This window comes from Vibrio sp. WZ-1 (assembly GCF_052037695.1).
In the GTDB taxonomy this organism is placed as follows: Bacteria; Pseudomonadota; Gammaproteobacteria; order Enterobacterales; family Vibrionaceae; genus Vibrio.
Window position 1 is genome coordinate 56,863 of record NZ_JBQEQR010000079.1, and the last position, 25,733, is coordinate 82,595.

General features: G+C 45.3%; 25 protein-coding genes. 9 read left to right on the forward strand and 16 right to left on the reverse strand.

Annotation, left to right across the window (positions count from 1 at the left end; translation table 11 throughout):
* Window positions 1-102: 102 nt before the first annotated feature.
* On the reverse strand, window positions 103-1,122 hold the full coding sequence (gene fni / locus ACTS60_RS15070) for a type 2 isopentenyl-diphosphate Delta-isomerase (RefSeq protein WP_440888904.1): 1,020 nt from the start codon (window positions 1,120-1,122) through the stop codon (window positions 103-105).
* 249 nt (window positions 1,123-1,371) lie between these two features.
* A complete protein-coding gene (locus tag ACTS60_RS15075; protein ID WP_440888905.1) occupies window positions 1,372-3,165 on the reverse strand; it encodes a cation:proton antiporter in 1,794 nt (597 codons plus the stop codon).
* 505 nt (window positions 3,166-3,670) lie between these two features.
* On the opposite strand from ACTS60_RS15075, the gene ACTS60_RS15080 reads away from it, so the two are divergent.
* Window positions 3,671-6,388: a DUF2339 domain-containing protein gene (locus ACTS60_RS15080; RefSeq protein WP_440888906.1), complete on the forward strand. Its 2,718-nt coding sequence runs from the start codon at window positions 3,671-3,673 to the stop codon at window positions 6,386-6,388.
* Window positions 6,389-6,479: 91 nt separating this feature from the next.
* Here ACTS60_RS15080 and ACTS60_RS15085 read toward each other — a convergent pair whose 3' ends face one another.
* The 12 genes from ACTS60_RS15085 to flgB are packed head-to-tail and all read right to left on the reverse strand — an operon-like array spanning window position 6,480 to window position 16,476.
* Window positions 6,480-7,520: a flagellin gene (locus ACTS60_RS15085; RefSeq protein ID WP_440888907.1), complete on the reverse strand. Its 1,041-nt coding sequence runs from the start codon at window positions 7,518-7,520 to the stop codon at window positions 6,480-6,482.
* 17 nt (window positions 7,521-7,537) lie between these two features.
* Complete coding sequence (flgL, locus tag ACTS60_RS15090; protein ID WP_440888908.1) at window positions 7,538-8,437, reverse strand: flagellar hook-associated protein FlgL; 900 nt, start codon at window positions 8,435-8,437, stop codon at window positions 7,538-7,540.
* A gap of 13 nt (window positions 8,438-8,450) precedes the next feature.
* Window positions 8,451-9,824 carry a flagellar hook-associated protein FlgK gene (gene flgK, locus ACTS60_RS15095; RefSeq protein WP_440888909.1) on the reverse strand — a complete coding sequence of 458 codons (1,374 nt, stop codon included), beginning with the start codon at window positions 9,822-9,824 and terminating at the stop codon, window positions 8,451-8,453.
* The gene (locus tag ACTS60_RS15100; RefSeq protein WP_440888910.1) at window positions 9,825-10,382 is read right to left on the reverse strand and encodes a rod-binding protein; all 558 of its coding nucleotides are present in this window, start codon (window positions 10,380-10,382) and stop codon (window positions 9,825-9,827) included. It lies immediately after the preceding gene.
* Between the two features lie 10 nt (window positions 10,383-10,392).
* Window positions 10,393-11,514 (reverse strand): flagellar basal body P-ring protein FlgI, encoded by a 1,122-nt coding sequence (locus tag ACTS60_RS15105; protein ID WP_440888911.1) that lies wholly within the window; start codon window positions 11,512-11,514, stop codon window positions 10,393-10,395.
* A complete protein-coding gene (gene flgH / locus ACTS60_RS15110; RefSeq protein WP_010450834.1) occupies window positions 11,514-12,203 on the reverse strand; it encodes a flagellar basal body L-ring protein FlgH in 690 nt (229 codons plus the stop codon). Before flgH ends, ACTS60_RS15105 begins: the two co-directional genes overlap by 1 nt.
* A gap of 11 nt (window positions 12,204-12,214) precedes the next feature.
* A complete protein-coding gene (gene flgG / locus ACTS60_RS15115; protein ID WP_010450831.1) occupies window positions 12,215-13,000 on the reverse strand; it encodes a flagellar basal-body rod protein FlgG in 786 nt (261 codons plus the stop codon).
* A 24-nt stretch (window positions 13,001-13,024) separates the two neighbouring features.
* Window positions 13,025-13,756, reverse strand: coding sequence for a flagellar basal-body rod protein FlgF (gene flgF, locus ACTS60_RS15120; RefSeq protein WP_440888912.1), 732 nt, complete (start codon window positions 13,754-13,756; stop codon window positions 13,025-13,027).
* Window positions 13,757-13,767: 11 nt separating this feature from the next.
* Entirely contained in the window at window positions 13,768-14,967 is a 1,200-nt protein-coding gene (gene flgE, locus ACTS60_RS15125) for a flagellar hook protein FlgE (protein ID WP_440888913.1), read from the reverse strand.
* 26 nt (window positions 14,968-14,993) lie between these two features.
* On the reverse strand, window positions 14,994-15,677 hold the full coding sequence (gene flgD / locus ACTS60_RS15130) for a flagellar hook assembly protein FlgD (protein WP_440888914.1): 684 nt from the start codon (window positions 15,675-15,677) through the stop codon (window positions 14,994-14,996).
* Complete coding sequence (gene flgC / locus ACTS60_RS15135; protein WP_440888915.1) at window positions 15,677-16,111, reverse strand: flagellar basal body rod protein FlgC; 435 nt, start codon at window positions 16,109-16,111, stop codon at window positions 15,677-15,679. Before flgC ends, flgD begins: the two co-directional genes overlap by 1 nt.
* A gap of 2 nt (window positions 16,112-16,113) precedes the next feature.
* Window positions 16,114-16,476 (reverse strand): flagellar basal body rod protein FlgB, encoded by a 363-nt coding sequence (gene flgB / locus ACTS60_RS15140; protein WP_440888916.1) that lies wholly within the window; start codon window positions 16,474-16,476, stop codon window positions 16,114-16,116.
* A gap of 150 nt (window positions 16,477-16,626) precedes the next feature.
* Between flgB and flgA the strand changes: the two genes are divergently transcribed.
* The 4 genes from flgA (at window position 16,627) to ACTS60_RS15160 (ending at window position 18,981) form a co-directional block, all read left to right on the forward strand.
* Window positions 16,627-17,352, forward strand: a complete 726-nt coding sequence (gene flgA / locus ACTS60_RS15145) for a flagellar basal body P-ring formation chaperone FlgA (protein ID WP_440888917.1) — start codon at window positions 16,627-16,629, stop codon at window positions 17,350-17,352.
* 163 nt (window positions 17,353-17,515) lie between these two features.
* The gene (gene flgM / locus ACTS60_RS15150; RefSeq protein WP_440888918.1) at window positions 17,516-17,797 is read left to right on the forward strand and encodes a flagellar biosynthesis anti-sigma factor FlgM; all 282 of its coding nucleotides are present in this window, start codon (window positions 17,516-17,518) and stop codon (window positions 17,795-17,797) included.
* Between the two features lie 22 nt (window positions 17,798-17,819).
* Entirely contained in the window at window positions 17,820-18,257 is a 438-nt protein-coding gene (flgN, locus tag ACTS60_RS15155) for a flagellar export chaperone FlgN (RefSeq protein WP_440888919.1), read from the forward strand.
* A gap of 136 nt (window positions 18,258-18,393) precedes the next feature.
* Window positions 18,394-18,981 carry a lytic transglycosylase domain-containing protein gene (locus ACTS60_RS15160; protein ID WP_440888920.1) on the forward strand — a complete coding sequence of 196 codons (588 nt, stop codon included), beginning with the start codon at window positions 18,394-18,396 and terminating at the stop codon, window positions 18,979-18,981.
* A 368-nt stretch (window positions 18,982-19,349) separates the two neighbouring features.
* Here ACTS60_RS15160 and ACTS60_RS15165 read toward each other — a convergent pair whose 3' ends face one another.
* Window positions 19,350-19,868 (reverse strand): NUDIX hydrolase, encoded by a 519-nt coding sequence (locus ACTS60_RS15165; protein WP_440888921.1) that lies wholly within the window; start codon window positions 19,866-19,868, stop codon window positions 19,350-19,352.
* Window positions 19,869-20,095: 227 nt separating this feature from the next.
* Here ACTS60_RS15165 and ACTS60_RS15170 point away from each other — a divergent pair, with 227 nt between their 5' ends.
* Together ACTS60_RS15170 and ACTS60_RS15175 are read left to right on the forward strand one after the other, a co-directional pair.
* Window positions 20,096-20,356 (forward strand): putative hemolysin, encoded by a 261-nt coding sequence (locus ACTS60_RS15170; protein WP_440888922.1) that lies wholly within the window; start codon window positions 20,096-20,098, stop codon window positions 20,354-20,356.
* 261 nt (window positions 20,357-20,617) lie between these two features.
* Complete coding sequence (locus ACTS60_RS15175) at window positions 20,618-21,295, forward strand: hypothetical protein (RefSeq protein ID WP_440888923.1); 678 nt, start codon at window positions 20,618-20,620, stop codon at window positions 21,293-21,295.
* 15 nt (window positions 21,296-21,310) lie between these two features.
* On the opposite strand, the gene ACTS60_RS15180 is transcribed toward ACTS60_RS15175, so the two are convergent.
* Window positions 21,311-22,147, reverse strand: a complete 837-nt coding sequence (locus ACTS60_RS15180; protein ID WP_440888924.1) for a YdcF family protein — start codon at window positions 22,145-22,147, stop codon at window positions 21,311-21,313.
* A gap of 144 nt (window positions 22,148-22,291) precedes the next feature.
* Here ACTS60_RS15180 and ACTS60_RS15185 point away from each other — a divergent pair, with 144 nt between their 5' ends.
* Together ACTS60_RS15185 and ACTS60_RS15190 are read left to right on the forward strand one after the other, a co-directional pair.
* On the forward strand, window positions 22,292-23,662 hold the full coding sequence (locus tag ACTS60_RS15185; RefSeq protein ID WP_440888925.1) for an L-serine ammonia-lyase: 1,371 nt from the start codon (window positions 22,292-22,294) through the stop codon (window positions 23,660-23,662).
* A gap of 374 nt (window positions 23,663-24,036) precedes the next feature.
* Window positions 24,037-25,512 (forward strand): peptide MFS transporter, encoded by a 1,476-nt coding sequence (locus ACTS60_RS15190; RefSeq protein ID WP_440888926.1) that lies wholly within the window; start codon window positions 24,037-24,039, stop codon window positions 25,510-25,512.
* Window positions 25,513-25,733: the final 221 nt, after the last annotated feature.

Sequence of the window (25,733 nt, forward strand, 5' to 3'; positions counted from 1 at the left end):
TAAGACTTAGAAAATTTATCGACTCTCGCTCTGTAAAATCGTCGATTTCCACTGAATTCAATCTAACTGCATCGATAAATACAGGAATACCTGTAATTTGGTTCAAAGGCGGTGAGCTTGCGTTAACGCTTGAAGGTTTGTAGAGCCAGTACCAAAGCACGCTAAACGTAGCTCTAATTCCATTTGTTCAAAGTGGTCAACGACAGATTCCGTGCTAATGGTGGCCGCTTTTAGCACCGCACCCGCTTGCCCAACAAGATTTGCGCCAAGATGTATCGCCTTCGCGCCTTCTAAGCCGTTATGCACGCCGCCAGACGCAATTAAAGGTAAGTCAGGGTATTGGGCGCGAATTTGCTCCAAACATTTCGCTGTTGGAATGCCCCAATCCCGGAACAGCTCAGCCGCGCGCTGCATCTTGTTGTCTGTCTGGCAGTAACCTTCAACCGCAGACCAACTTGTGCCACCAGCGCCCGCAACATCAATCGCATCCACGCCCACTTCAACAAGTTGTTTGGCAACCGCACCGCTGATGCCAAATCCCACCTCTTTGATGATCATCGGTACATCGATGCGCTGTTTAAGCTGCTCAATCGATGTAAGCACGCCAATCCAATCATGGTCACCATTCTGCTGAAAGGCCTCTTGCATGGGGTTGAGATGCACGAATAAAGCGTCCGCTTGGATAAAGTCGACCGCACGTTGGGCGTTGTCGAGACGTTGTTTGTCTCTCAGTTGAGCTGCACCCAAGTTGGAATACAAAGGCACGCCTTTGGCAAGTTCACGAATTGTTTTGCCCAAACCTGAATGAAGGCTGTCTTCTAGGCTTACTCGCTGTGAGCCAACCCCCATCGCAATGCCCATTTCACTGGCAGCTTCTGCCAAACGACAGTTGATGATTTCTGCGTCTTTTGCGCCGCCCGTCATGGAACTGATTAAAAACGGTAGCGCCAATGAATGACCAAGAAACTCGCTAGAAAGATCGATAGCGTTAAAGTCACATTCAGGCAACGCACAATGCTCAAATTCGACAGACTCAAAGCCCGCCGTTTTGCTTTTCATCTTCATGTCATGATGTAAAACAGCGTCAAGGTGTAAGTCTTTTCGATTAGATTGCGGAGCCATAATGTCACCCTAAAGTAAAACAGTCGCGCAGTATTGCGATCCTCGTCATTGACGTCAATGCGAAAATTCGGAAATTGAACAATTTATTTACCGAATCGAGCCTTGTGGGCTCTCGCTTTATGACTAAGGAACCATATCGAGGTGCAGCGTTTCAAACACTGCGCCTCACTGCTCTATTAAGCTTGGGTAACGATTGACAATGTTGCCACTCCGATGTGCCAAGAGTGGCAGTTCTATACGACATTTGAGCTATTGAGTCTCAATCGATTGAATAAGCGCCACCACCGTGCTGGTGGTAGGCGGAGTGAACTGTTCTGGATCATCAAAGAACTGAATTTTGTCTTTCTCTTCAACATGGAAAAGTGGAATCACCAGATTGTCTTTATGGTGCTCAAGGTAATCTTGGTAAGTAAAACTTTCACTTAACTTGGTGTGTTTGATTTCCGCACCTTGGCTCAACAAACTCGCCATTTGAGTGTAACTGACGTTGCCGCCCATCAACAATTTGCCGTGATACTCTTCCGCAACCGAGTGTTTTTCACTGCCGTTAGATTTGGTTTTCTGTAGACAATGTACTTTATCTTCGCCGAATTCACTGACAAATTGCATACAAGCCATGATATTGAAGTGTTGGTCTGGCGTTAGTGCCACCACTTGCCCGATACCAATCAGGTTCAGGTTGTCATCGGCGTGGCTAGAGATCGGATTGCCGTAGTAATGGTCTAAGCCCAGCATGCGAACTTGGCTAATGTAATCCCAGTTCGAATCGGTGAGCAGAACTTTGCGATCGTATCTCGCCAGTGCTTTTCCTATCTCTTGCGCCACTCGGTTTGCGCCAATCAATAGAAAGCCTCTCGGTGCGGGCTCAGCCACGCCCAGCACTTTAGCCATAGGGCGCGCCGTCGCACTTTGTAGTACCACGGTGCCGATGATCACCATAAAGGTCATTGGCACCAACAGCATGGCTTCTGAAATGCCATATTCTGTCAGCTTGATAGCAAACAGAGACGAGATGGATGCTGCAACAATACCGCGCGGCGCAACCCAAGAGAGGAACAGCTTATCTTTGAAGCTTAAATTACTGCGGATAGTCGAAGCGAAAATCGACAGTGGGCGAGACACCAATTGCATGAAAACAAACAGCAGTACCGCCCCACTACCCAGAGCTGTAAATTCATCAAGACTGATTCGTGCCGCTAAGAATATAAACAAACCAGTGATCAGCAATATGGTTAAATGCTCTTTAAAGTGCAGAATTTGCTGAATGTTGATGCCCTTCGCGTTCGCCAGCCACATCCCCATTACAGTGACCGTCAGCAACCCTGCTTCCGACTCCATTTGGTTAGAAATCGAGAACACACCAAGTACGACCATTAGTACTGAAAACGGCTGAAGATATTCCGGTAGCCAAGCTCTGCGCAGCACGGTTGCGACAGCCGCTCCAGAAGCTGCACCAAGAATCAAACCAACCGCAATAATGGTACCGAATACTTCTACGCTGTGGACGGCGTTGTGCGAAACGATGAATTCGTACACCATCACCACAAATAGCGCCCCCAATGGGTCAATTAAGATACCTTCCCAACGCAGAATGTTGGCAAGTTTGGAGTTTGGCCGAACCGTTCTGAGCAAAGGCACGATCACCGTTGGACCAGTTACCACGGTTAAGCTGGCAAACAAAATCGCAAGCTCCCAAGTAAAGTTAAGGAAGTAATGTGTCGCCACACTGGTTGCCACCCAAGAGATAATGGCACCGACAGAAACGATGCTCCAGACGGAACCGCTCACCCCACGAATTTCTTTAAAGTTAAGGGTTAAACTGCCCTCAAACAGAATCACCGCCACCGCGAGAGATACTAAGGGAAAAAGTAGGTCCCCGAGAATGTCGTCTGGGTTGAGCCATTGCAGAACAGGCCCAACAATAATCCCAGCTAACAGTAAGAACAGAATGGCAGGCAAGCGCATTCGCCACGCTAACCACTGACAACCTAAACCTATTACCCCAACCGCCGACAGCACCAGCGCTTCGTTGCCCACTTGCATTTATCATCACCTAATTTGTTATTGTTCTGGTGAGCTTTCACCCAAAACCGATTAACTCTATAAAAAAGATTAGTTTAGTGTGGATGCTCCGCCAGTTTTCGTTCAAATATGCGACTCTCTCTCAAAATTATCGGTCTGTGTTGTATACCCAAGTAACCTCGAGATGCTCGGTTCAGCGAGAATGACTGGGTTTGTAGACGCGGCGGCGATTTAAAGGTCTAGTGGGTCTAAATCAAGAATCGACAACAAAGTATACAAGCCCGGTCAACTCGCCCTTTGGGAGCGTGTCATTGACCCGATTGCTGCGTCAAACAACTTGGAAAGAGCAGGCTATTACGCTACGTTGTTTTCCTTGCTTGCTTTCGGTAAAAACAGGGAATCAATGACAACGCTCTGAATCCTGCATTTTGAAGTCACTTGGGTATATATCCCGTTAGCTTGTCACACAGTGAACTAAGCTTAGCTAAGTTGCTCAAAGTTAAGGATTCTCAAACAACGATAGGGAGTGCAGCAGTTGTTTATCTCATTAGCGGTTATCTTGGCAGTTTTCGCCATGCTCATCACGTTGAAAGCGGTCGGTCGAATAACGAGGCTCGAAGACGAAGTGTCTCAGCTTCATAAAGAACTAGCAGAGCTGCGTGCGCGTTGGTTTGAGAAAGACGCATCACCGATTTTTAAACCTGAGCAACAGGCTCCTCAGTCACAGCAAGCACCAACGCCACCTGACAACTCCAAACAACTCAATGGACCAGCGACAGAATCGGAGTCTGAGTCAGAAGTTGCACCTCTAGCAGCGAAAGAAGTGCCACAACCAATTGTTGAACCAAACCTCCCTTCAGCCGATGAAGTGCACATTGGTGAGCTGGCACAAAGCAGTGAATCCGTGTTCGAGAAACAAGCCAATAAGCTGCTGACCAACATCCAAGAGAACTGGTTGGTTTGGGTTGGCGCGCTCGCCATGTTGATTGGTGGAGGTTATCTCGTGCAAGTAATTGGCAGCCATATTGAGTTTTCACCAATCATGCGTGTGGCTATCGCATTCTCAATCTCTCTTGCTACAGTGGTGGCTGGTGAATGGTTCCATCGCCGCGAACAGAAAACCCCAGACCGAGCAGAACGAGCAAAAGGCTTTACTTACGTTCCTGCCGCCATTACTGGAACGGGGTTAACCGGGATTTACTGCACGGTGATCTTTGCATTTGTCTTCTATCAACTCTTATCGCCAAGTGCATCACTGCTGATCTTGGCGGGCGCGGCATTTTCAAGCTTAGCCCTCTCTCTGCGCCAGGGGCCTTTGATGGCCGTGCTCGGTTTAATCGGAGGTTACTCTGCCCCGCTTTGGATTGGTGGGGCAGAACCCAACTATTACTTACTCGCGGGCTATATCACTGCAATTTCAGTTGCCGCAACGCTACTGATGCAAAAGATCCGACACGCTTGGATTTCACCATCGATTACCGTGCCACATGTTTTGTGGATGTTGTTGCTGATTGAGAGCATGCCGATAGAGCAACTTTTCGCATGGCTTGCGATCTTCCTATCACTCAGTTTGTACCTGCTGTTTGCGGTGCCAAGAATGGGTTGGATACTCAAACCGCGTTACCGTCATTGCCAAGGCAGATGGACGCATCCACCGACAGGTATTGCTCTCGCGATTACATTATTAGTGCTGTCGGCATTGGCTCGCATGTCTAGCGTTGACACCGCTGAGATGATTTACTTCTATGCCTTCTTTACTGCCATGATTTGGCTGCCTGCCGTTCGTAAAACTTGGTCATTAAGAGTCTATTTGCCATCGATTTTGGTGCCTTCTACCGCGATCACGCTACTTTCTATCGCGCTTGAGTCTATCTATATGACAGAGGGGCAAACGCCGGTACTCATCGCGCTCGGCATTAGTATTGCGTTGATTGCACTGCGAACTTTATTCCAGACACTGGCCGGTGATCGCTCTCAACTGACAAGCATCCTATTCCTTGTGCTTGCCCCTGCAATGACCTTGATTGCCCTGCTTTACACATACGAGTTTATGAGTCGTCATGTTTTAGGTTGGACACTCTTCACCACAGTGATTGCGGTTTACTACACCTTGATCGGACAAAAATTCAAAGCTCTGACACTGGAATGCTCTGCCATCATGCATGCCATCATTGCCGGGACGGCTTTCGTTTGGCTGAATGACACGTGGCTCACGACTGCCATTTCGATTCAAGTGGCGGTGATGGCGCTGCAAACTCAAGCTAATTTGTTCCGCCCTGCTAGTTGGGCAGTCAAAGTCGCAATGGGCATCTTGGTCGTTCGTCTGACCCTATTACCGTTTATACCAGAGTGGCAGCCTGTCAATACGGGACACTGGGCTTGGGTGCTGATCAGTTATCTGCCTTCTTTGGGGATTCTTGCTTACGCTCGCACGGTATTGCACCGCTCAGATACAGAGCTCGCAAATTGGTTTGAAGGTGCGTTCTTACACGTATTCTTGATGGCGGTATTCACCCAAACTAACTTCTGGCTGACGGGGCAATACGGCTACCTTGGCTACATCGATTTCACTTCGGCGATTGTATTTGCTAACCAAGCATTGGTGATGGGTTTGGTTTACAGCTATCGCAGCCAGTTTGCGCAGCAACTAGAACGCGTTTATCAAGCTTACAGCTACCTACTTTGGGGCGTATTTGTTGTGTTGATGATGCTACTCAATAGCATTGAGTCACCGTTGATGATCAATAATGTTTCCGCTGAGTCCATGCCTGTGTTCAACATGCTGTCACTTGGCTGGCTACTACCTGCGATAGTTTTGCTAGTAACCGCTTACAAACGCTGGAATACATTGCAGATACCGCGCCCTATTATCGCAAGCTTTGGCCTTATCTTAGTGGCGGCCTGGCTAGGTATGTCGATTCGCCAGTTCTGGCAACCTATCTCGATGACACTAGCTCAGCCGACTGGCATGGCTGAGCTGTTTACTTACTCGATTGCTGGTTTGATTGTCGGCGGCTTACTGACTTGGGTTGGCGCAACACGTAAAGCAATGACGATTCAACGCATTGGCTTAGCCGTGTTGGCGTGCGTCGCGCTTAAGGTGTTCTTGTGGGATGTCAGATCATTGGATGGCTTCTGGCGTGCGATCAGTTTCTTGGGCCTAGGTGCATCACTGATTGGATTAGGATGGTTATTCCAAAAGCTCCATCGTTCGGTCGCGGAGCCTGCTGAGCAAGCAGAATAGAGTTCGAGGTTAAAAGAGATTCCCAACTCTTTTCTGGTTTTTGAAACCACACATAGAATCGAGAAGGGAATCTTATTGTATTCTTGAAGCGCTATTTCAGCAGTGCCACTACTGTGTGACGACGAACATTCGCTTGAGCATTCAACGCTTGGAACGTTGATGTAAACTGACCTGATGATGCTAAAAAGCTGTCCAGTGCACTATTTACTTTATCCACTGGCAGTACTTTTGCCTGGCTTTGGATCGACTGCATCTGAGTTTGTAACTCGCCATGAAATGACTTGGCTTGATCCAAACTGCTATGTACGTGTTGTAAATGCTTATTAACCTTAGCAATAGACTGTTTGATGCCATCGCGTGAACCCAAATCAAAACTGAGCTCTGTTATACCATCGGGCTCAGCTTTTAAATTCAAGGCGTTAGCCTGTCCCGCGGGGAAGCGATGCCCCTCACCAGTAACAAACACACGCTGTTGCATTTGGCTATATGCGCCCTCTCGAGCCTCGAATAAGATCGTTCCGTCTTCGGCAAGTGATGCACGCATGCCCATAGCAATTAAACTGCGATCGAGCATTTTTACTGTGCGGTTCCCATCGGCTTGCCCATCGAATTGAATCATTACCGACTGACCTTGCGGAAAATCTAAACGAATCTGTTCTGGCTTTTCACTCAATCTATGAACATTTAACCCTGGAATTGAAAAACGACGAATATCAGCTCTATCAAGTTTTAGATTAAGTTCATTGTCTACTACTTTTTTACCGTCAAACCTAGCTTGTTCCAGAGCGATATGTAAGTTCTGCTTTGAACGACTTAAGTTGTCCTGTAAACCCGATACATTTTGAGCACCTACATTCAAGGCTTGCGACAGATATCGCTTGATCGCAGTAAGCTCCTTGCCAATGACTTGCAAAGACTTAGACGCAATTTGCACCGACGTCGCTTGTTGTTGCCCTTGGGTCAGTAGTACCCCAGAAACAGAATAGGCTGACGTTGTGCCAGCCTGAGAAGGTTGTGGTCGCGGAGTTATCTTGCTACTAGAGTCCGCCGACCGAGTTGGCATGATAGAGGTCTGCTCTTGACCACCTAGTCGAATACTATGCGGCCTAACCTCTACTGTGCTCATTACCATAAAATAACTTCCTAACCTTATAGACGGTCAAACAAATTAAGATCGTTGATCTTCACGTAACTCGCTTGGGTTGCTTGTAAAGCTGCAAGGTAGTTACTCAAACGAACAGAAGCCTCACCATAATCTAATGCGGAAAGGTCACTGCTTACTTTGTCGACAAATAGTTTGTTCTCGCCATGAGCGCTATCAAGGAGATCCAAATTATTGTGACGGCCGCCAATCTCTGTCATTGCACCTAGAACATTGGCAGAAGTATCATCGATGACTTGAAGTGTTGCGTCTACTGTAGCTCTAAAATTAGGACTCGGAGTCTCAAATTCCACAATTAATGCATCAATCTGGTCGAGTACATTATTACCGCCGCTCAGTTCTAGTATGTCCTTGGCAGTCATGTTCGATTCCATAGTAACGCCTTTCGCGACTGTCACGACACGCTTATCACTGTTACCATCGATAACATAAGTACCACCAGCGCTATTTACTGCAGGAGTATCTGTCTTCGTCCCTGAGAACAGATAATGACCTTCTTCATCTTGAGCGTTAAATGATGACTCAACGGAATCTCGCAAGCTCTTGAGCTCGGTAATCATGCCATCACGGTCAGCATCCGTTAACGAGCCATTCGATCCCCACAACACAAGATCACGAATACTTTTTAAGCTCTCATTCACCGAATCTAAGTGCGTTTCTTGACTAGAAAGAGTGGTCTTAACGTTGGCAATATTCGACTGATATTGATTAATGGCGCTGCCTTCTCGCTCCAGATTGAGCAATTTGATTGAAGCCATCGGGTCATCTGATATTTTTGTCAAACGGTCACTTGTCGACATTTGTTGCAGCACTTTACCAAGGCCCGCATTATTACCTTGCAAGCTTTGTAACATCATTTGACTAAACTGACTGTCACTAATTCGCATCATTACTTCCTTTCTAGAATAACTGCAATACGGAGTCGAAAAGCTCATTTGCTGTGCTAATCACTTTCATATTGGCATTGTGAGCATTGGCAAATGTCATTAGATTCGCCGCTTCTTCATCACTATTTACTGCACTCACATTATCTCGAGCAGCATGGGCCTGCTTATTCACCGTTAACTTGGCGTCAAAATCTGCACTTGCTTGGCGCGCTTTAATTGCAGTCTCACCAACCATTGCCGTGAAAGCATCATTTAAGCTCAATGTCCCATACCCCGTAATCGCCATGGGTTTATTGCCAAGATCAATAATGCTACTCAGAACATCAGAATTGCCAGGCGTGCCATCACTCGAGAAAGCTAATTCATCAGGCTGAATATCTGTAATGGTTAAACTTGCAGAAGGGTTGGCTGGATCATAGCTAAACAAAGGCTTACCCGCGTTACCATTTAAGTCCTTTCCTGTAGCCAGTACTGCATTAAACTCGTCGGCCAAGGATTTAGCCATATCATCTAAAGCCACTTGATTTGGCTTCAACACGTCATTTTGGTAATCCGTAATGGCGCCTAACTTACCGCCCACAGCACCTAAGATCGCAAAATCCTGTTTTCCAAATTCAACATTTAAGTTGGCCATATACGGATCTGCGGGATCTGGGTTCGCTTTGATTTTCCCTGCTTCAGAGCCCATCACTAAAGGTTGCCCAGATACTAACGTTACTTGGATTGTGCCATCAGGCTGATTTGTCGTTTTTACTTCGATAACTTGTGATAGCTCACCAATCAGAGCATCCCTCGCATCCATAAGATGAGCGGGATTCCCTCCGGTTCCCTGCATTTCAGTAATCTGCTTGTTAACTTGTGCGATGTTACTCAGTAGACTGTTAGCATGTGAAGTCGCAGCATTACGCTGATCACTCATGTCTTTATGCTGATTATGCAGTGATTCATTTAAAGTATTAAAACGACGTGAGAGCGCTTCCGACTCATTAATGATTTGTTGTCGATAGGGAATAGACTCGGGTTTTACTGTCGCATCATTTAACGAAGCAAATAATGTATCTAGGCCAGCAGAAAGGCTAAAGCCATCTGCAGATAAGGTATTCTCTAGCAAGGTCATGCTAGCCGTATAGTTTGAAGCGTAGCCTGCAAGACTATTGGTTGACCACGTCTGTTTCACCAAGAACTGATCTGCAACGCGTCGAATACTCGTCACTTCAACACCAGCCCCTGGGCTCAGACGATCATAGGATCCAGCGCCCACCGATGCATTTACCGCTTGCTGACGACTGTATCCTGGGGTATTGATGTTGGCGACGTTTTGAGCTGTCACATCCAACGCAACTCGGTTTGCATTTAAGCCTGATAGTGCAATATTAACCAGGTTCATCTACAGCTCCACTTTTCGATTAAGTGGCTGAGAAAACGCCGTTGTCATCCCAGCCTCACTTAGTACTTGTCTTACTGAGGCGACCGCTTCAGCTGAAGAATTAAGAGCATCATCCATTTTTAGTGCTCCATCTTGATAAAGTTGTGATGTAGATTCCGCTTCTTTCAATCCCATCGTTTGGAACTTAATATCATTTGCAGAGCCGACCGCTAACGCCCCTCTGAGCTCAACTTCTCGCATTGAAGGACTTAACTGTTGCACTAACATATTTGCGATGCCTGAGTTTTGTTTTTTCGCGAGTTCAATCGCGAGCTGGCCATCGTACATGTCTCGGAAAACGCCTTGCTGCTGGCTCGCAAAAGGACTGTCCTTATCAGCTAGGACATCGCTACTGCTGCGCATTTGACGCAATACCATTTGCAAAAACATAGCTTCAAACTGGCCAGCTACCGCTTCAAGTGTCGCTTCATCATCATGACTATTTTTGATTCTATTTAGCGCACTATTGTCGTGATACAGTACATTCGTTAGTTGAGTTTGGTCATTATCTAACTTCATTTGATTCTCCTTAGATGACGACTAGCTCGGCATTGAGCGCGCCTGCTTCATTTAATGCCTGTAAAATGGACATCAAATCGGTCGGCGTTGCACCCAAGCTATTGACCGCGTTGACAATCGTGTTCAATTCAGTGCCCGGAGGCCAAATCACCATTTGAGCTTGCTCCTCATCAATGTCGATTTGAGTTTGATCAACCACTTTAGTCTCGCCATCAGCAAATGCGTTTGGTTGGCTCACTTGCTGTGATTCTGAAATACGTACTGTGAGGTTGCCATGACTGACAGCAGCTTCACCCACCTTGACGTTCTTACCAATCACAACAGTACCAGTACGTGAATTGAAGACGATTCGAGCTGGCTTTCTTCCCTCTACAACACTCATTTCTTCCAACATGGACATCATGACTACACGTTGCTGAGTATCCATAGGCGCACGCATTTCCACTCGCGCCTTACTAATAGCTTTCGCGACATTAGGACCAAAAGTATTATTGATTTCGCGAGCTATGTTTTTCGCTGTAGTAAAACTTGGTTTGCGTAGATTGAGGGTAATCTCTTCACGTTCATTGAAATCAGTAGCGATCTCTCGCTCCAGCGTTGCACCGTTAGGAATACGACCCGCTGTTGGAATATTAATGTTGATTTTGGAGCCACTTTTTCCCTCAGCTGACAACCCGCCTACCACAACATTCCCTTGCGCGACCGCGTAAACCTCACCGTCAATACCGCGCAGTGGCGTTAATAGTAGGGTGCCACCTCGTAAGCTCTTAGCATCGCCTATTGACGAGATAACCACATCTAAGGTTTGACCCGGACCTGCCATCGGGTCTACCGATGCCGTCACACTCACTGATGCGACATTTTTTAGTTTGGGATTCATACTGTCATCAATTTGTACTCCAAATTGGCGCAACATATTCGTGATTGATTGGGAGGTAAATTTAACTTGGTTACGGTCACCTTGCCCATTGAGGCCAACCACTAGGCCATAACCCACCAATTGGTTTTGACGTATGCCTTGCACATCCACCAAATCCATCAAATTAATTTCTGTATCCGCTTGAGTCGTAGTGACAACTCCTAAAGACAACACCATTAGGAGTGAAGATAAAAAGGCTCTGTGTTGTTTCATTAGAATGGTACCCAAGGGCTATTAAAGAACTGAGTCAACCAACCCGCGGCATTGCTATCAGCCAATGCGCCACGGCCTGAGTATGTGATTCGTGCGTCACCGATTCTCTGGGATGACACTTGGTTATTTCGGCTGATATCATCAACCCGGATAATGCCGCTCAAACGAATAAACTCATCACCTTGATTGAGTCGTAACCACTTTTCACCGCTAATTCGAAGCACACCATTTGGTAATACTTCATGAACTGTAACGGTAATTGCCCCTTGCAGTTTATTACCTTGAGAACTAGAAGCACTGCCATCAAAACTTCGGCTTCCATCAATGCTGACACCCAGCTCATCAATGGTTTGAGTGCCTATTGTCGGGGCAGCAAAATTTACACCAGACTTCTTACCAAATTGAGTTCCAGCCTTTTTGCTCGACTCCGTTTCTTCAGATAAAAGAACCGTAAGAATATCCCCGACACGATAAGCACGACGATCTTGGAACAGCGTCATCGTATATTGGTGACGATAAAGACTACCGGACTTGGCCTCTGGTAACGTATAGTCTAATTTTGGCGGCGCATACTCTTCGCTGTCTGGAGAGGGAGGTACAAACTCCTGCCTTCCAGCACAGCCAACTAACAACACCGCGATTAAGACCCAAGCTTGGGAAAGCGTTTTGATTGCTTTGTCTTTCATCATCACCACATTACTTACATTGATTGCGCGACAAACTTCAGCATGTCATCGGCAGCAGATACAACTTTGGCGTTCATTTCGTAAGCACGTTGTGTCGTGATCATATCAACCATCTCTTCAACGACTTGCACGTTAGAACCTTCTAATGCGCCTTGCTTAATGCTACCGACACCATCTTCACCGGCAACGAGTTCATCAGCAGCGCCACTTGCTTCCGTTTCTTTGAACAGGTTTCCGCCTACCGCTTCTAGACCAGCAGGGTTAATAAACTTCGCCAGTGTGATTTGACCAAGCTGTTGAGGCGTTGGGTCATCAGCACTTACAGAGGTTACTGTGCCATCAACACCGACCGAAATAGCCGCAGCGTTGTCAGGAATCTGAATTTGTGGCTCTAGTGGCAAGCCTTGGCTATTCACCATTAAACCTTCAGAGTTGATATGAAACTGACCATTTCTGGTATACATGATTTGGCCATCAGAGTTCTCAATCTGGAAAAAACCCTGTCCCATAACCGCCAGATCAAATTGCTGGTTGGTATTTTGTGTGTTGCCCTGAGTGAATACCTTTTGTGTACCGACCACACGAACACCCGAACCCAGTTGAACACCACTTGGTAGTTCGTTTACTTGGTCAACCTGTGCACCGGGCTGGCGTTGGATGCTGTAGAACAAGTCTTCAAACACGACTCGGTCACGCTTAAAGCCGACCGTGTTGACATTCGCAAGGTTGTTCGAAATGGCAGTCATTTTGGTATCTTGGGCTGCCATGCCTGTTTTACTTACCCATAATGCAGAGTGCATTGCTTATCTCCTTGGGAGGCGAAACTATCTCGCCGCCATTAATTTGTTGCCAGCTTGAGCTAGAGTCTCAGCGGTTTTCATCATGCGAACTTGCATTTCAAAGTTGCGCGTCAATGACATAACACTAAGTAATTCATCAATCGCAGATACGTTGCTGCCCTCTAGGTGCTCTGGGGCTATCTGTACCGTCTCATCAACCGGGAATGGGCCACCGTCAACATTGTGCAAAAGGCTGTCACTCTCTTTTTGCAGCTGCCCTTGAGGTGGATTCACCATTTTCAGAGTACCGACTTCCAGTTCAGCGCCACCGCCTGGTGGAGTGACGGATATTCGTCCTCTTTCACTGATTTCTACTTTCTGATAGTCAGGTAGGACGAGAGGGCCATTTTCACCGAGTAAAGGAAAGCCATTGATGCTCATAGCACCAAAAGTGTCGACCTTGATATTGCCCGCTCGGGTATACGCTTCTTCACCAGCAGGAGTTTCAACCGCGAAGAAACCATCTCCTCGAATTGCGATATCAAGTGGACGACCTGTTTTAATTAAATCACCGGCATCAAAACGAGTTGAAGCTGAGTTAGTGACGACCATTGTTCGGCCATCAAAACCTGCACCTTGCACTTGAACACTCTGCACTCTCTCCATATCCGCCCGAAAGCCTGCAGTATCAGCATTTGATAAGTTGTTGGAACGTACATGCTGAGCTTTTAGTACTCGGCTAGCTCCCGACGTCGCAGTAAATAGCAAGCTATCCATATCAGACCTCGTTAAACAGCGTTAAATAGGGCTTGAGTCAGTTTGTCACTGGTCGAAATGGTTTTCGCATTTGCTTGATAGTTGCGTTGGGCCGTCATTAAACTTACTAATTCGTTAGTCAAATCGACATTTGAGCCCTCTAATGCGCCAGGAGTTAAGCTACCAAGAACACCTGTACCCGGAACACCAACCGCAGGGGAACCAGAACCAAAGCTTTGCGTCCAAGCAGTACCACTAACCTTGTTAAGGTCTTGAGGGTTTGCAAAATCAGCCAACACAACTTGACCTTGCAGAAGAGACTGGCCATTCGTGTACGTTGCGTAAACTTCACCATTATCTTCAACACGAACGCCAGTCAGTTCTCCTGATGCATATCCATTCGGGCTGTTTGTGCTGACGCCGAATGCCGCACCAAATTGGGTTGTACCCGTTAGATCAACATTGACGCTCATATCCTGTGCACCAGAAGCTTTAAATGCAATATTGAAAGGAGTGGTTGGCGTTGCTAACTTACCATCGCTGTCAAAAGTAACCGTTTGTGCCGTAGTCGGCGCTGTCAAAGCCGTGGATCCACCATCAACTTCAATGTTCACTTGCCAAGTATTGTCAGCTGTCTTGGTAAAGTACTGAGTTACCGTGTGCGAGTTACCCAACGAGTCATGTACTTTGGTAGTGTAAGAAGAACTAAAAGTCTTTGGATCTTTTGAGTCAAAGGCTGCGGTAATAGCCGGAGAAGTCGCGTCAAAGTTGGCTACAAAGTCCATTTTATCTGTCGCTTTCGCACCCAAAGAAGCATTGGAAATTTTAATGTCGCCAACAGTACCGGACATAAGTTGGTTATTGCTATCAACGCTGTAGCCTTGCAGCTTTGCTCCATTGTTAGCGACAACATAATTGTTCTTATCAGGAGCGAAAATGCCTGCACGTGTGTACAGTGTTTGCCCTGAGTGATCTTTAGTCACAAAGAAGCCATTACCGTTTATCGCAAGATCCATCGCACGACCAGTACTGGTTACTGTGCCGTTTTTATCAAAGTTTTGCGAAATTGATGCCACTTCAACACCACTAGCCTGCATTCCACTGTAAACCGATGAGAACTCGGTTCGAGCACCTTTAAAGCCGAATGTCGACGCATTCGCAATGTTGTTACTGATCGTATTCAATTCCGAGTTAGTAGCATTTAAGCCACTTAGTGCAATATTAAAGCTCATAACTGACCTATATTTTCCTTATTGGGTTAAGCACCAAACTGAGAGATTTGATAAAACGGGACGCTACCGACACCGTCAACTTTAACGAGAGCTGCGCCACCAGTACTTGGGATACGCACTTGTTCTACTTTTCCTGCCAACAAAACATTCGGGCTTGCTTGGCCTTCTTCTACTTCAACTGAAACCGAATATTTGCCAGGCTTTAAACCGAGTTTTTCTGGGTCTATAGAAAAATCCACATCCCCAGCAGCATGGGCGCCAAGTGGCACCTTTGTTTTTTGACCATACTCATCTTTAACGACAAGCGTGACTTGGTTCGATGCATGCCCAAGTTCAATGCGCCCACTTTGCACGCCATCTGTGAGTTCGAATTCATTTGAAGAGACATAAACGGTTTGACCAACCAAGCCAGCGGTAGATAGCACCTGCATGTTATCGAGCAATACCATGCTGTTTTGCATCAAGCCGGACATGTTTTCCATACTCTGAACTTGCGAGAACTGCGCAAGCTGGCCAACGTATTCAGTGCCGTCCAACGGGTTCAGAGGATCTTGATTTTGAATTTGCGCGACCATCAGAGTGATAAACTCATTCTCTAATGACGTGGGGTTACTTGTGTCTCTAGGGTTATTGGACACTGCTGGTGTGTCATTTGAAGCCACGGCTACAGGGGTATCCGCTGATAGAGCGGTATATTGTGCAAGACTCATTAGCTGCCCTGCCCGAGTTTAAGCAAACCTTGTTGCATACTTTTCACATTGGCAAGAACTTCAACGTTGGTTTCAAAACTACGCGTTGCCGACATCATATCGGCCATTTCTGCCACAACATCGATATCTGGGTAGTAGACGTAACCCTCGTTATTCGCTAAAGGATTATGAGGTTCAAAGCGCTTCTCTGCCTGTCCGGCACTTTGTACTACGTCAACGACACGCACTTCAGCATTAGGGTAAGCACCGTTTTCTGTCGCCATTTGAGTTTTGTTATAAACCGTAGCAAAAACGGGTTTAAGGGCTTTATAGGCATCGTTGGGATTTGCGGATACCGCATCAGCGTTCGCTAAGTTACTCGCTACAGTGTTTAATCGCACGGTCTGTGCGTTCATTGCCGAGCCAGTAATTGAGTAAATATCGGTAAATGACATATTTAACGTCCTTCAATTGCTTTCGCCAGTCCATTAAATTTCATATTCAGAAACGTCAAGCTGGTTTGAAAATCCATATTGTTTTGAGTGAACTTCGCTTGCTCTACACCAAGCTCCACCGTATTCCCATCTTTACTATTTTGGTATGGCACCGTGTACTGTGTTTGTACCTGTAATTTCGGAATAGGACTGTTTACGCTGCCGGTAGTCATTTGGCTCATGACTGTTGTAAAGCTCAAATCTTTTGCCAGGTATCCAGGGGTATCAACATTTGCTAGGTTACTGGCGAGTACTTTGGTACGCTGAACACGGAAGTTAAGTGCGTCTGGGTGAACGCCTAGAGCACTATCAAATGTGATCGCCATGCAAGTTTCCTTTAAGTCGTTGTAATTCTGACTAATAAGAAACAAAATACGTGCCAACAAAATAACACCTAAAAATCAATGACCTACACAAACAAAGGGAACTCAAACTTCCGCCTTACGGAAGAAAACAATAGGACCTGGAAGCGAAAGATGATGGCGCTTCCGCGAATATTGCTTCCAATGATGTTGGGGCTTTATCTCGCTCCTAGTTCCGCCATTGGTGCAACCAATGAAGACATCATCAGACAGGATGTTTCCGCTCAGTTTGAACAAGAAGTAGCGAGATATGGCAATAACGCTGGATGGAGTAACTACCAACTAAGTTACGATTTATGGGTACCCAAATCAGTAAATCATCTGCCTAAATGCAACCAACCTCTTGTGGTTTCAGCACGAGATCATCAATCACAACCCGTTGGTAACCTAAAGCGTTCCGTCAGTTGCGATGACTTAACAAATAGTTGGCGTGTAAATGTAACCATTAAGTCTAATGTGTCGTTAGATGTTGTTGTGGCAGGCAACACCATTAACCGAGGTTCCTTAATTTCAACTAATGATTTAAAAATTGAACGTCGGATACTCTCAAGGCAGGATGACATCTTTACCAGTATGGCTAAGGCCACTGGCAATGAAGCAACAAGGCGTATTCGCAGCGGACAGTTGCTAAACCAGAATAACGTTGAAGCACCAGCATTGATTGAAAAAGGTAATGAAATTGTCTTGATCGCGACTAAAGATGGATTTACAGCCACGACAAAAGGCATCGCACTAGAAACTGGTTACCGAGGAGAACAAATAGAAGTACAAAATAAAACGTCTGGTAAAGTCGTTCACGCTATTGTTACCGGACTGAATCAAGCGAACACACAATTTTGATTTTGGACTCCAGTTATCACTTTTAAGTAAGGCCGCTCGTAAAGAAATAAAATACGTTTCAAGATGCGAAGGTTTTGAGCATAAAAAATCATGAATTTGATTTAACTATCGTCAATTTATGGTCGCCTAAGTTCAATAGAAGACGATGATTGAGGATTACAAAATGAAAATCGATAAAGTTGCTGGCGGACATGTACCACAAACAAGCTTACAGCAGGCAACGAAAAAGCCTCTTGAAACACCTGCAAGAGCACAAGTTCAAGAACATCATTTCCAAGCTGATACATCTGCGATCGATAGAGCTCAAAAAGAGATGGCTTCGCTTCCTAACGTAGATATGGAGAAGGTGGAACAGATTCGAAATGCCTTAACAAAAGGTGAGCTAAGCCTAGATACAAAAGCTTTATCCAAAGCATTAATGCAGTTCCATACTGGTCACGAATAAACCGACTGATGAGGAAACCGGTATGGCATCACTAACGTCTCAGCTAATTCAAACATTTGTAAAAAGTATTGCGATTGATATAAAACTTTATCAAGAGTTGCTAAGGCTCCTTCAAGAGCAAGCATCAATCTATCTAACCTTCGACAGTGATGCGTTGAATCGCAATATCGCGAAGCAGATGCCTATCCTCAATCAGCTAGGTACTCATGCGACAGAAAGAAGTCTGTGCATGAGAAAACTGCGTCTTCCAACCAATGAACAAGGTGTGCAACGAATATTTAATGCTCTCCCAGCAAAGCTGAACGTCAAAATTAGAGCTCAATGGAGCACTCTTGAAGGCTTAATTGAGCAGTGCCAAACGTTCAACCAACGTAATGGACAAAGCTCCGCAGCCTTTCATGAACTCATGAATCAACTCAAACATCCTGTTCAGCATACCTATGAAGAACAAACCTTCTAGCGTCAGTTGGGTTCGCTCGTCTTCATGGCTACCATTCCGACGTTGCTGGCCGAGCACCTGTTTAGTCATAGCAAGTCTAGTTGTCTCTACATTTGTCTTTGGACAACCTCATACTCAAGCTATCCAGAAGCAGGTCATGCTACTTCAACCCTATCAAGAACAAATCAACAAACGTCTTACACATTCTCAAGGTATTGTGGGGCACATTGCTACTCGATTGACGAAACAGTCACTGCCAAGATCTTTGATCCTCATTCCTATGCTCGAGTCATCTTATAACTCTAAAGCAATATCTCACGCAGGTGCTGCAGGTTTATGGCAGCTAATACCGTCCACTGCTAAACGGTTTGGCCTAAAAATAGACGCAACTCAAGATGAAAGATTTAACACAATTGAAAGTACAGATGCAGCGATCAGTTACTTAGCCTTTTTGTACCAGAAGTTTGGTGAAGACCTAGCCCTTACTTTGGCTGCCTATAACGCAGGTGAAGGGCGCGTCGACAGGGCAATAAGGCGAGCTAAAACTAATCAGTATTCCTCGTTAGTATTACCTGAGGAAACCATCCAGTATGTTGAACGATTTTATGCATTAAATCAGATTGTAAATTTACAAGAAGTAATACCACCACAAGCGAAGTCATACGCTTTGTTTGGGCCCAACTTTTCAGCTCAGAACCAGCCCCTGGTTGACTTAAAACCACTTCCTCCATTAATCAACCTTTAGTGCTAGCTATCTTGTAACTTTATGTTTTCATGCAGACAGATATTCCAACTCGTGATCTTGGTGCAAACATGTTCAAAAAAGTTACGTTATCTTATCTCGAAAGTAAGAATTGACAGTGGTTAGACTCAAGACAAGCTAATTCTAGCCGCTAGCTTTATGATATCTGTCACTATAGCTATGTAATTGGTGTGTAATCCAGCAGGTTAGACCTAATGATTATTTACACAATGAATATAAAACGGCTATTGTTTTTAAAAGAAGATAACTCAAGATGACGCTTCGCTTGCGCGTCTGGAATGAGTCCGGGTTCCGGGGGGGAGCTCGGACTTTTTTATTGGCTGGAGTTTATACCGTTAGTTGGTACTGATTTACAACAACTCTTTTGCTATCAACTGAAGCAAAAAGGTTTCGCGTTCAATGCTCATACCTTTTTTCGGGCTTTCTGCCATTGTCTTTTCATTATGTGCAATCGCATCATGAACATTCATCCAAACAGGACGCATGCCATTCTTCACCTCATAATCTTCATAGGATGTTTCACCTAACTCACGGTCGATCTTGCACGTGTAGCAATATGACGTCATATGCATCACATCCGCATCGTCTTTGTACCATGGACGAAATTCTTCGAAGATACCAAAAGGCTTGATGCTGTGAATGTTCTTCGCACCCGTTTCTTCTTCTAGTTCACGAACCAAACCCGCAATCACATCTTCGCCTTCATCGATACCACCTCCAGGCAATGTGTAGTCATGGTAACGCTCTGTATAGAGGAGCAGAACATCTTCACCGTCGAGCACAATAGCGCGTGCTGCATTACGTTGGAATATGATTTTATCATCCAAATGTTCGATGTCTGGGTGCGTAGTGGTTTTTAAATGTCTCATCGCAGGATCCGCTGTGAATATTTTGCGCGCATACTACCGAATTTTATACGTATTCCCAAGTTTCAATTTTAGCCATGATGCACGTGTTTCGGTCGAACAGTGAGCAAATTCTAAAATTGCGACAATTCCTGTATAAGCGTCGTGGTTTTAACAAACATAAGACAATATTTTACTTAAACTCTCCTATAATCAACACACTACTCGTAAATCCCATGCGGAGACCAAGAATGAAGAAGACGACTATTGTAACGGCAGTGGCAGCAGCAATCGTGTTGGCAGGTTGTTCAACTTATGAAGGTGCGACTCGCTCAAACGAATATGCATCTGCAGCAAATCCAGCAGCGGTATACTGCGTACAGCAAGGCGGCGAGCTAGAGACAGTGACCGAAAATGGTGAACGCGTGACTTACTGTCTGCTGTCTGAAAATGAGCGTGTTGAGCAGTGGGAATACTTCCGTAAAAACCACAAGCAAGAAGACGAGTCATAAGTATCGTCAACCTTATCGCAATCTAAGATTGCAAAACATCAACAAAGGAGCTCTCAGCTCCTTTTTGTTTACCGCAAATCTCCTTACATTACGGCACTTATCCCTTTATTTATCGGCATTACCGCATAGCGATACGATATCGAACGGCGTTTTATTTCTGACACTCCTCTGACATAACTTTCCAAGTGGTCAATAAAATTCTTCGCGCACATCACAAAATTTCACGTTTTTTCCACATTTTTATTGGAGCGGGTGGTCAGGATGAAAACAGATACAGTCAAACAAGCCGAAGCGGCACAATCCAACCTTGTTACAACAAACTCAAAAATCACAGAAGACTCAAAGCGCATCATCTACAAAGCGATGTTGAGTACATTGACCATCATTGCGATTAGTATTCTAGTGAACTTAAGTATTCGTGTAGATTACGTTCTCTTAGGCTCAAGCTTAGGTGAAACATCCGTCACTGAAACGCTTCAACTGATCATGTTAGCCGTCGCTTCTTGGTCTTTCTTTCGCATTTCTAAACAAGAAAGCCATGTATCTCATGCAGCGATCCTTATCTCAGGTTTCTTTGCTGTATTGATGATCCGTGAATTGGATTACTGGTTTGATATGATTCGTCATGGTTCATGGGTTTTCCCTGCCCTTGCAGTGACAGCCTTAGCTTGCGCTAAAGCGTACCAAGGTGGTAAAGGTACCGTGAATGAGATGGCAACTATTCTACAATTGCCATACATGAAGTTGCTTATCGGCTCTGTGATCTTGTTGTTGGTTTTCTCTCGCCTATACGGCATGGGCAGCTTCTGGCAGCACGTAATGGGTGAACACTACGTACGCGATGTGAAAAACATCTCTGAAGAAGGCATCGAGTTACTTTGTTACAGCCTAATCGCGCTTAGTGCGGTACGTACACGCCGTGAACTAAAACGCCAATAAGTTTAGTTTGCTTCTCTAGGTATTTGTCTCAGGATCAAGGTGTAGGTTCAGCGACGTAAGCATCGGATGGAACACGGCTAGCCCTTGCTCTGCTGCACAAACTGAATCATCAAAGGCCGTCATTTCGATGGCCTTTTTCATGTCTGCTATTTGCTTTTGGACATCTTGCCCTAAATCTAGCGCTTGAAGCCTCTCTACAGCTTGACGGGCGATTGCTAAAGGCTTTGCTCGTACCTCAACCAAATCACGCTTAAATACGCCACACTTTACTCCTTCTAGATACACTCGATACGTCGTAAGCTCATCAAACAGCAGAAACGCCTCGGCTAACACACCTTTATTGGGGTAAGGCACGCTAATATGTTTAGACAGTTTGAGGGGAATATTGAGGTATACTCCCATTTCCGCGCAACACGATTTCAATATTCGCAACAAACCTTGCTCATCCATTAACGTTTGAATCTCAATGATTCGCTCTAGGTGATAATCATTGGAGAGCAGAATAACCTCTAGGGCCTGTCCTGTGTGGCAAAGACCACTTCGCAATAATTCAGTGGCGGCATTTTGCATGTTCTGCACAGTATTGAGTGAACGGGTCTCGATTACGACTTGCTGCTCTGGAAAATCGATTCCTTTTGCCTCAATCAAATCACGAAAGTAGCCATACATTGCGTCCGCTTCAGATACAGTCTGCCCTTGGGTTATCCCACCACAAAACACCAATGCCGTAGTATCAAAACAGAGCTCGTTTAAAACATTAGACAGCGCTTCCACACGCGAACGGCCCTCAGCACTTAGCTTATCGTGCACCAAGCGCTTGCCTAGAATGATCACTACTTTGTTTAACTTCATTACCGAGATCTCAATTACTTGTACTTTCACGAACAATTTGTATACAAAAATTTGCTTTGCCAATACCCTTTCAGGCATTAACATCTAATTAACAATGTCGTTCTAGAGACCATGACAAAGGTCCGCAAAGAAAGGAAGTCAATTATGCTGTCGATTTTCGATATTTTTAAGGTCGGTGTTGGCCCATCCAGCTCCCACACCAATGGCCCAATGCTCGCAGGTTACCATTTCACTCAATTACTTAACGACTCTATGGCGAAAGTACATAAGGTGCAAGTTGACCTTTATGGTTCTTTGTCACTAACTGGAAAAGGCCACCATACAGACCGTGCAACCGTACTGGGGCTGATGGGAAATAAACCCGACACCATTAAAATGACTAGTGCAAAATCGGCGCTACAACATACCATTGAGCACGGTACGCTCTCAGTCGCTGGCGTACATGAAATCGTATTTAGTTATGATCACGATATTGTCTTCCATAGCGACAATCTCCCCCTGCATGAAAACGGCATGACGATTACTGCTTTCGGTGTGAACGGTGACCGAGTTGCTTTTGAAACCTACTACTCTATCGGTGGCGGTTTTATTGCAACGGCCGCCGAGTTGGAAAACGGCAGCAACGAAGCAGAAATTCCGGTGTCTTACCCGTTTAAGTCAGCCGACGAAATGCTAGAAAAAGCGGAGCAAAACGGGTTTAGCTTAGGCGGTATGATCCTGCAAAACGAGTTGGCTTTCCGCGAACAAGAAGAAATCGATCAAAAAGCAGAGCAGATCTGGAAAGTAATGTCACTATGTATGCAGCGCGGTTTTGATACCGAAGGCATCCTTGAAGGTGGGTTAAACGTAACACGTCGTGCACCAAACCTTCTTAAAAAGCTTGAAGCCAACGCGGCGGTAGAAAACGACCCGATGGAGATCATGGATTGGATTAATTTGTTCGCCTTTGCTGTAAGTGAAGAAAACGCAGCTGGTGGCCAGGTCGTAACGTCCCCAACCAATGGTGCTGCAGGTGTGATTCCCGCAGTCCTGATGTATTACCATCGCTTCATTAAAGAGTTGGATACCAAACAGCTAAAAGACTTCTTAGCCGTAGCAGGAGCCATTGGCATTTTATACAAAACCAACGCTTCTATCTCTGGCGCCGAAGTCGGCTGCCAAGGTGAAGTGGGCGTTTCATCCTCTATGGCCGCAGCCGGGCTAACCGCCCTTCGTGGTGGAAGTAACGAGCAAATCTGTATTGCTGCAGAGATTGCCATGGAGCATTCACTGGGCATGACTTGCGACCCAATTGGCGGTTTGGTTCAGGTTCCGTGTATCGAACGAAACGCTATGGGTGCAATAAAAGCCATCAACGCATCGCGCATGGCACTAAAACGGACCAGCAAATGCCTTATTTCATTAGATAAAGTTATCGAAACTATGTACCAAACAGGTAAAGACATGAATAAGAAATATCGTGAAACATCACTTGGTGGTCTGGCGGTGATTCATATGGCGCCACCGTGCGAATAGCATACTTTATATCAGTTATTGCTAATTGATAATTCTCATTGTTGGCGGACAAAATTCCGCCAACGTCTTTGTTCTTATGCCGAAATTACACCAACTCCTGTCCTACTCTCTCTTGCATATTATTTCAGCGACATTTCAAAACCTTAAAAACCACTCAAGAATAACCATCTTATAAATTGTTACTTTTTGGTCATTTATTCACGTAATTTCGAGTTGATCTAGAACAACACATTAGTGAGGCAAACGTTTCGCATTAGAAATTTTAGTGCATTAAATTCGTTTTATGCGACAATTGTTTCAATATGTAACATCCCGTTTAAGTAACATTTAACAGAAATAATAACTACCTTTCTCGCAATAGTGAGTATTTAATTATGTGGAATAAACTAAATAAATCTATGATGTTCTGCCAAATGATGTTTGGCTTATCATTTTACGGCGTGTTAGTCAGTCTAACGCGCTTTTTCTTAGAGGATCTGAATTACAACGAAGCTGATACCATGATGATCGTGGGTGCCTTTTCGGCAATTGGCCCGCTATTTGCGATTGCTGGCGGTTTCATCGCTGATAAATTTTTAGGTGCTTACCGTTCTCTATTGATTGCCTTCCTAGCATTCGCATCTGGTTACGTACTGCTTGTTCTTGGTGCTTCGGCAACCAACGTGCCGCTTTCTATGTGTGGTATCGCACTAGCAAGTTACGGCCGTGGCTTAATGTCTCCTTCTTACCCTAGTCTGTACAAACGTACCTTTAAATCTCAAGAAGACTTCGAGAAAGGCTACCCAATTAACTACTCAGTGAATAACGTTGGTGCCTTCCTAGGCCAATACTTGTTCCCTATGATTGTGCTAATCATTGGTTTTAATGGTGGTTTCACTATTTCAGCAGTGATGGCTGGCGCAGCATTGGTCATGCTACTTGTGTTCCGTAAAGGCTTGGTTGGCGTTGCTTCTGATCTAGATCGTCAAACCGTAAGCATGAAGAACTGGATTTTCTTCGCGATTATCTCAGTGGCGATGATTGCACTGGTATTCTTCATGTTCTCTAACATGGATATCGGTCAAAACATCGTTTACGCGATCGGCGGTTCTGCTATTCTTTACTTTGTTTCTTTGATGTTGAAAGCGAGCAAAGCGGAATCATTGAAGATGGGTACCATTCTTATCGTAACCTTCCTAACCACGTGTTTCTTCGTTTACTACGGTCAAATGATGACTTCAATGAACATGGTAGCGATCAACACTCTGAAAGGTTCTCTATTTGGCTTCATCCCACTAGAACCTGAAGCAGCAATGGCAATGAACCCTCTTTGGTGTATGGTTGGTGGCCCTATCGTTGCTGGCTTCTTTGGCATGCTAGAAAAACGCGACATTCACCTATCAACAGCGACTAAGATTGCATTGGCATTTGTGCTAACCGCTATCGCGTTCGGCATTCTGACTTTCGCGGTAACAACAGTTGGTGAAGATGTAATCATCCTGCCTGAGATCTTCCTAGCGATTCACTTCTTCCAAGCAATCGCAGAGGTTATCGTAGGTTCTATGGTAGTGGCATTCATCCTATCGGTTGCACCTAAGCACATTGAGAACTTCTCTGTAAGCTTGTTCTCTGTAGCCATCGCGCTCAGTGGCATCGTTGGCGCCGCATTCTCGACTTCTATCGCTCTAGAAAAAGGTCAAGAAATCACACAAGAGATCGTACAACACGTGTACGGCGAATACTTCCAGCTGCTGACTATCCTTGCCGTTGTGATGGTGGCTATCGCACTAGGCGCATCATTCATCATTCGTAAGATGCTTGAAGCAGCAAAACAAAGCGAAACTGAATTGGAAGTAGTTGAACAAAACTAATTGCTCATTTCACCTAAACGCAAAAACGGAAGCCAACTGGCTTCCGTTTCTTGTTCTAATAGCAGGCCATTTCAGGTATAGAGTTGAAAGCAAGAGCTCTTAGTTACTGCACCCACGTAACTGAACTGAGTATGCATATGCCTGCATCCCCTCTTAATATCGAACTGCCATCGTTTACAGCAGTACGAACCACTAAACTAATTACTGTTTCGTGTGATTCA

What these genes read in the sequence shown, in the direction of transcription:
- fni (WP_440888904.1), bottom strand. Translation starts at nt 1,122, where the DNA reads ATGGCTCCGCAATCTAATCGAAAAGACTTACACCTTGACGCTGTTTTA.
- ACTS60_RS15075 (WP_440888905.1), bottom strand. Translation starts at nt 3,165, where the DNA reads ATGCAAGTGGGCAACGAAGCGCTGGTGCTGTCGGCGGTTGGGGTAATA.
- ACTS60_RS15085 (WP_440888907.1), bottom strand. Translation starts at nt 7,520, where the DNA reads ATGGTAATGAGCACAGTAGAGGTTAGGCCGCATAGTATTCGACTAGGT.
- flgL (WP_440888908.1), bottom strand. Translation starts at nt 8,437, where the DNA reads ATGCGAATTAGTGACAGTCAGTTTAGTCAAATGATGTTACAAAGCTTG.
- flgK (WP_440888909.1), bottom strand. Translation starts at nt 9,824, where the DNA reads ATGAACCTGGTTAATATTGCACTATCAGGCTTAAATGCAAACCGAGTT.
- ACTS60_RS15100 (WP_440888910.1), bottom strand. Translation starts at nt 10,382, where the DNA reads ATGAAGTTAGATAATGACCAAACTCAACTAACGAATGTACTGTATCAC.
- ACTS60_RS15105 (WP_440888911.1), bottom strand. Translation starts at nt 11,514, where the DNA reads ATGAAACAACACAGAGCCTTTTTATCTTCACTCCTAATGGTGTTGTCT.
- flgH (WP_010450834.1), bottom strand. Translation starts at nt 12,203, where the DNA reads ATGATGAAAGACAAAGCAATCAAAACGCTTTCCCAAGCTTGGGTCTTA.
- flgG (WP_010450831.1), bottom strand. Translation starts at nt 13,000, where the DNA reads ATGCACTCTGCATTATGGGTAAGTAAAACAGGCATGGCAGCCCAAGAT.
- flgF (WP_440888912.1), bottom strand. Translation starts at nt 13,756, where the DNA reads ATGGATAGCTTGCTATTTACTGCGACGTCGGGAGCTAGCCGAGTACTA.
- flgE (WP_440888913.1), bottom strand. Translation starts at nt 14,967, where the DNA reads ATGAGCTTTAATATTGCACTAAGTGGCTTAAATGCTACTAACTCGGAA.
- flgD (WP_440888914.1), bottom strand. Translation starts at nt 15,677, where the DNA reads ATGAGTCTTGCACAATATACCGCTCTATCAGCGGATACCCCTGTAGCC.
- flgC (WP_440888915.1), bottom strand. Translation starts at nt 16,111, where the DNA reads ATGTCATTTACCGATATTTACTCAATTACTGGCTCGGCAATGAACGCA.
- flgB (WP_440888916.1), bottom strand. Translation starts at nt 16,476, where the DNA reads ATGGCGATCACATTTGATAGTGCTCTAGGCGTTCACCCAGACGCACTT.
- flgA (WP_440888917.1), top strand. Translation starts at nt 16,627, where the DNA reads ATGATGGCGCTTCCGCGAATATTGCTTCCAATGATGTTGGGGCTTTAT.
- flgM (WP_440888918.1), top strand. Translation starts at nt 17,516, where the DNA reads ATGAAAATCGATAAAGTTGCTGGCGGACATGTACCACAAACAAGCTTA.
- flgN (WP_440888919.1), top strand. Translation starts at nt 17,820, where the DNA reads ATGGCATCACTAACGTCTCAGCTAATTCAAACATTTGTAAAAAGTATT.
- ACTS60_RS15160 (WP_440888920.1), top strand. Translation starts at nt 18,394, where the DNA reads ATGCTACTTCAACCCTATCAAGAACAAATCAACAAACGTCTTACACAT.
- ACTS60_RS15165 (WP_440888921.1), bottom strand. Translation starts at nt 19,868, where the DNA reads ATGAGACATTTAAAAACCACTACGCACCCAGACATCGAACATTTGGAT.
- ACTS60_RS15170 (WP_440888922.1), top strand. Translation starts at nt 20,096, where the DNA reads ATGAAGAAGACGACTATTGTAACGGCAGTGGCAGCAGCAATCGTGTTG.
- ACTS60_RS15175 (WP_440888923.1), top strand. Translation starts at nt 20,618, where the DNA reads ATGAAAACAGATACAGTCAAACAAGCCGAAGCGGCACAATCCAACCTT.
- ACTS60_RS15180 (WP_440888924.1), bottom strand. Translation starts at nt 22,147, where the DNA reads ATGAAGTTAAACAAAGTAGTGATCATTCTAGGCAAGCGCTTGGTGCAC.
- ACTS60_RS15185 (WP_440888925.1), top strand. Translation starts at nt 22,292, where the DNA reads ATGCTGTCGATTTTCGATATTTTTAAGGTCGGTGTTGGCCCATCCAGC.
- ACTS60_RS15190 (WP_440888926.1), top strand. Translation starts at nt 24,037, where the DNA reads ATGTGGAATAAACTAAATAAATCTATGATGTTCTGCCAAATGATGTTT.